This is a genomic window from Pseudomonas frederiksbergensis (assembly GCF_000802155.2).
GTDB classification, from domain to species: domain Bacteria; phylum Pseudomonadota; class Gammaproteobacteria; order Pseudomonadales; family Pseudomonadaceae; genus Aquipseudomonas; species Aquipseudomonas frederiksbergensis_A.
Genome location: NZ_JQGJ02000047.1, coordinates 1 through 4229 on the forward strand (window position 1 = coordinate 1; position 4229 = coordinate 4229).

A 4229-nucleotide genomic window follows, 5' to 3' on the forward strand; every position below is an offset into this window, starting at 1 on the left:
GGCCGGTTGGTTGGAAGAAGCATTTAGGGCTCATCCCATTACCGATAAGCTGCACTACCTCGGCCAACAAGAAGACCTCGAACGCGCCAAGCGCTACAAAACAATCTGGCGAATCCTGGCGAGGTATTCCTACGCCAACCCCACCGTTCCCGAAATCAACGAAATTCTCCCCTTGCCACCCGCCGAACTGCCCGAGTGGGACGGCAAACTCCAATGGCTCGAAGCCCGCCTGGCCAATGTCCCGCCGCAGAAACCCAGCGAGGCACTGATCCGCGAGCTGGCCGAGGCCAAAGGTCTCGAACCCGCCACCGGCAGGCCCACGCCCCGCTCACCTGCGTTCATCACGATCCCCCAACCCGCACCGACCTGCCACAGCGGCCAGGCCTGCCCGCATACCGGCTACTGGATCGCCGGCGCGTACAACGTCATCCGCCGCTTCGAACAGGGCGAGATCCTGCCAACACTAAACGTACGCAAATGGGAAAGCCGTTTCCTGCTCCCGGATCGGGAGACAGTTGGCCCGGAAAAGGTTGAGTGGATGTTCCATGGATGATCTTCGGTTTTTGCGTGACAGGCATGCGGCATGGAAGGCCATCCACCGACCGTGCTGTGTCGAGCTTTGAAACGTCCGACGCTATTTAAAGACCTATTGAAATCTGACGTGACCTGCTCCCTGGATAGAGTAACGATCAACTGCATCATCGACAGTCAGTGCTATTTGATTGACTTCAAAGGCGTGGAGCCGGCACGGCTGGTGTTGCAGGACGGACAGGAGATTACCCGTGACTCATCGTCATCGTCGTAATAGCACGCGGGAAAGCGTGACAGTCGGCCCAGAAATGGTGGACTGGATATTGACGGATGACTTAGCAAACGCAGTTTGTGGTTGAGACGTAAAAGGCATCAGTCAACTGGACTGTACCGAACTCTGCCCATGGACGGGCTTTATTGAACAAGGAAAACGACATGAAAAACATCATCCGAATCGGCGATAAAACGACCGGAGACGGTACCGTCCGATCAGGCTCAACCGTCATGAAATTCGGTGGCATCGGGGTCGCTCGGGTAGGCGATCCAGTGGACTGCCCGACTCCAGGTCACGGCCGGACGGTCATCGCCGAAGGTCACCCTACATTCAAAGACAATGGTGTGCCGGTGGCTTTTGACGGTCATCGTTGCGCCTGTGGTTGTGCGCTGATTTCGTCGATGCCTGGCGCGAGGGCACGTTGATCATGCCGGTCCGAATGGAAGACGTGCCGGCCTTGGCACCCAGGCCTGCGCGCCCCCGCGCTTGGCGGTGGCTCGGGTTATTGGCGTTTTGTTTGCTGCTCGGCGCTGGGGGCATGGTGTCGTTCACCCCCGAAGCGTTACATCAGAGGCCTGAGATTTTCTGGAGCCTGACCTTGGGTGTGCCCTTCCTGGGGTGGTGTGCCCTGGGGTTCGGGCGGGCGTTGCTGTATCTCGGCGAACGAGCGGTGGCCGATGGCTGGGACCAGGCACGCGAAGAGGATTTATTCCAGAAAACCCGTCAAGGACGTCGTTTTCTAAGGGTGTTGAATGTAGACCTGCACACCGCCTTGCGCGCCCCAGGCGAAGAACCGGCGGTACAACTGGAGGCTTTGCAGAGCGGCATCAAGGTGCAGAGAATGCAACCTTCGAGGCTCGCCTCGTCGTCGTCATGCCACAGCCGTCTACCGGGCGATGCGGCTGAAGAGCTCGAACCGGTGTTGCTGCGTACGTTGCAACAGTTACTTGGCGAGCTGGCCCCCACCTTGGCGCAACTGCCGCCCCATACACCGCTGGCGTTGTTGTTGGCCGGCGATACCGGCTTGTCGGGCCCAGCGTGGGATCGGACATGGGCGCAGGCATGGCAAGCGTCGGCCATCCGCCAGGTGCCGGTCTCCCTCGAAGGCGATGGTTTGGATGCGTTGGACCAATGGCTCGACCAGCGCTTCGATGAGCGGGCCGTGTTGCTGGTCATCGCGTTGCAATTTGCGCCGCGACAACCGGAAGGCACGGCGGAAGTGGTCGCCGGTTTGCTCCTGGGCAATCCCCTGGCACAAACCATCTTGGCGCCGATCGCGTTTCTTCATCGACCGGAACAGGAGCGGCAACCTTGTTCCGACGCATTGGGTGATGCCGCAACGCAGGCGCTTGCCTGGGTACCGTTGGAGGCTGAGTCGATCCGGCACGTCTGGCTAGCTGGTGTGAATGCACAACGTCATGCAGCCCTGACCAGCGTTTCACACCAACTAACGATACCGATGCTGCATGCACAAGGGCTTCGTGATTTGGACGCGGCGTTGGGGAACCCAGGCAAAGTCTCGCCATGGCTGGCGATTGTCGCGGCGACGCAAGCCATCCAGGTGGGCTCGGGGGCGCAGTTTATTTTTAGCGGCAATGGTTGCGCTGACTCCAGGCTTTGGAGCATGGCGTTGACGCCTGCGCCTTCATTATCGGAATAGGACATTCGAATGCAGCTGCGAAGTTTTATAGTCGTGTGGGCGGTGGCCAGCGGTCTGTTGCTGATCAACGCGATCATGGGCGCCATGGTGTGGCGTTACCCCCAATGGCTGGGCATTCAGGCTGGCAGCGACCATCAGGCGCTCTGGTTGCTGGGCATATCCGCAATGGCCCTGCTAGCGGCGTTGTACCTGGGCGGTTTCCATTTTCTAGGCTATGTGATGGGACGTTCGGCTTACCGAACGTATCAGACGGACAATGGCCCGGCTGTCGATAAGGCCGAACCCCACTCGGTAAACGAAGATGCATCGAACGGACTGCGTAATTACCTCCGCCACCTATACGGCCCCCTCTGGCGCCACAAAACCCGCCTCCTGCTCATCGTCGGCGAACCCACCGAGATCACCGCCATCGCCCCGCACCTGGCGAAGAAGAAATGGCTCGAAGGCCAGCGCACTGTGCTGCTTTGGGGCGGCAGCCTCCAGGAAACGCTGGAAAGCCCACTGCTGGATCAGTGGCTCGGCCTGCGTCGTGGGCGCGCATTGGATGGCGTGGTCTGGACGCTGACCCCGGAGCAAAGCGCCGATGCCGTGGCGCTGGACAAGGGGTTGCGGCATTTGCAGGAGCTGGCGCGGCGGGCACGTCGGCAGTTGCCGTTGCACCTGTGGCAGGTGTGCGAGAACGCATGGTCCCAGGAGGGTCGCGAAAGCCAGCCGGTGGGTTGTCTGTTGCCGGCCAAGGTGACGCCAGCGATGCTGGAGGATTGTCTGGAGGAACTGGTCGAGCCTTTGAGTCACCAGGGCATTGCGCAGATGAAGCTCAAGAAGCAGATGCACCACGATTTCCTGCTGCGCTTGTCCCGGGATTTGCAGGCCAATGGCATCGCCCGTTGGCGGCAGGCGTTGGCACCGTTGTTGAGTGGTTTCAACCCTGGGTTGCTGCTGCGCGGGGTGTGGTTCAGCCAGCCGTTGCGCGCCACTGACAGTGGCGAGATCGAGCATTTCTGGTGGCCGGATCCGGCGTGGCATGGCGTGCAGCGCGACAAGGCCGTCGGCGCTCGCCTGGGCTGGCGCGCACCGCGAGTCGCCTACGGGCTGTTCCTGGGGTTGGCGGTGATGTGGGGCGCGGGAATGGTGCTGTCGTTCGTCAGCAACCGGGCGCAGATCGTCCAGGTGCAGGCTGTGTCGACGGCGTTGCAACAGGCATCGACCCCGGAGGCACAATTGCTGGCGCTCAATGAACTGGTCCACGTGCTGGCGCGCCTGGATCACCGCGCCGTATACGGTGCACCTTGGTATCAGCGCTTTGGCTTGAACCGCAACCAACAGCTGCTCGAAACGCTCTGGCCGCGTTATGTCGAGGCCAATAACCGCTTGGTGCGGGATCCGGCGGCGGCACGCTTGCGCGAGCAGCTGGAGGCGTTGGTCAAGCTGGCGCCGGGCAGTCCCCAGCGCGTCGAGCGCTCGGCGGTTGCCTATGATCAGCTCAAGGCGTACCTGATGATGGCGCGCCCGGAAAAAGCCGAGGCGGATCTTCTGGTCAAGACGCTTGCCCATGCCGAACCCACCCGGGAGGGCGTGTCCCCCGCGCTCTGGCGAACGGTGGCGGCCAACGTCTGGCAGTTCTACGCCGAGCAACTGGCCGCGCACCCCGACTGGCGCATCGAGGCCGACCCTCGGTTGGTGGCGCAGGTGCGCCAGGCATTGCTCGACCAGTTGGGCCAGCGCAACGCCGAGGCCAGCCTGTATCAACAGGTGCTGGACGAT

The 4229-nt window shown here is 61.6% G+C and carries 5 protein-coding genes; all 5 read left to right on the forward strand.

Annotated elements, in window-relative coordinates; translation table 11 throughout:
- Window positions 1-553: DUF6396 domain-containing protein (locus tag JZ00_RS29500; protein WP_039594718.1), on the forward strand; the 553-nt coding region annotated here is incomplete at its 5' end.
- 108 nt (window positions 554-661) lie between these two features.
- The gene (locus JZ00_RS31690; protein ID WP_235433129.1) at window positions 662-805 is read left to right on the forward strand and encodes a hypothetical protein; all 144 of its coding nucleotides are present in this window, start codon (window positions 662-664) and stop codon (window positions 803-805) included.
- A gap of 230 nt (window positions 806-1035) precedes the next feature.
- Window positions 1036-1230, forward strand: a complete 195-nt coding sequence (locus tag JZ00_RS30640; RefSeq protein ID WP_232916935.1) for a PAAR domain-containing protein — start codon at window positions 1036-1038, stop codon at window positions 1228-1230.
- On the forward strand, window positions 1176-2465 hold the full coding sequence (locus JZ00_RS29505; RefSeq protein ID WP_235433130.1) for a hypothetical protein: 1290 nt from the start codon (window positions 1176-1178) through the stop codon (window positions 2463-2465). Before JZ00_RS30640 ends, JZ00_RS29505 begins: the two co-directional genes overlap by 55 nt.
- A 9-nt stretch (window positions 2466-2474) precedes the next feature.
- Window positions 2475-4229, forward strand: a 1755-nt coding sequence (locus JZ00_RS29510; protein ID WP_327184822.1) for an ImcF-related family protein, incomplete at its 3' end; no start/stop codon positions are given.

Coding starts and splice junctions, on each gene's coding strand:
- JZ00_RS30640 (WP_232916935.1), top strand. CDS start 1,036: ATGAAATTCGGTGGCATCGGGGTCGCTCGGGTAGGCGATCCAGTGGAC.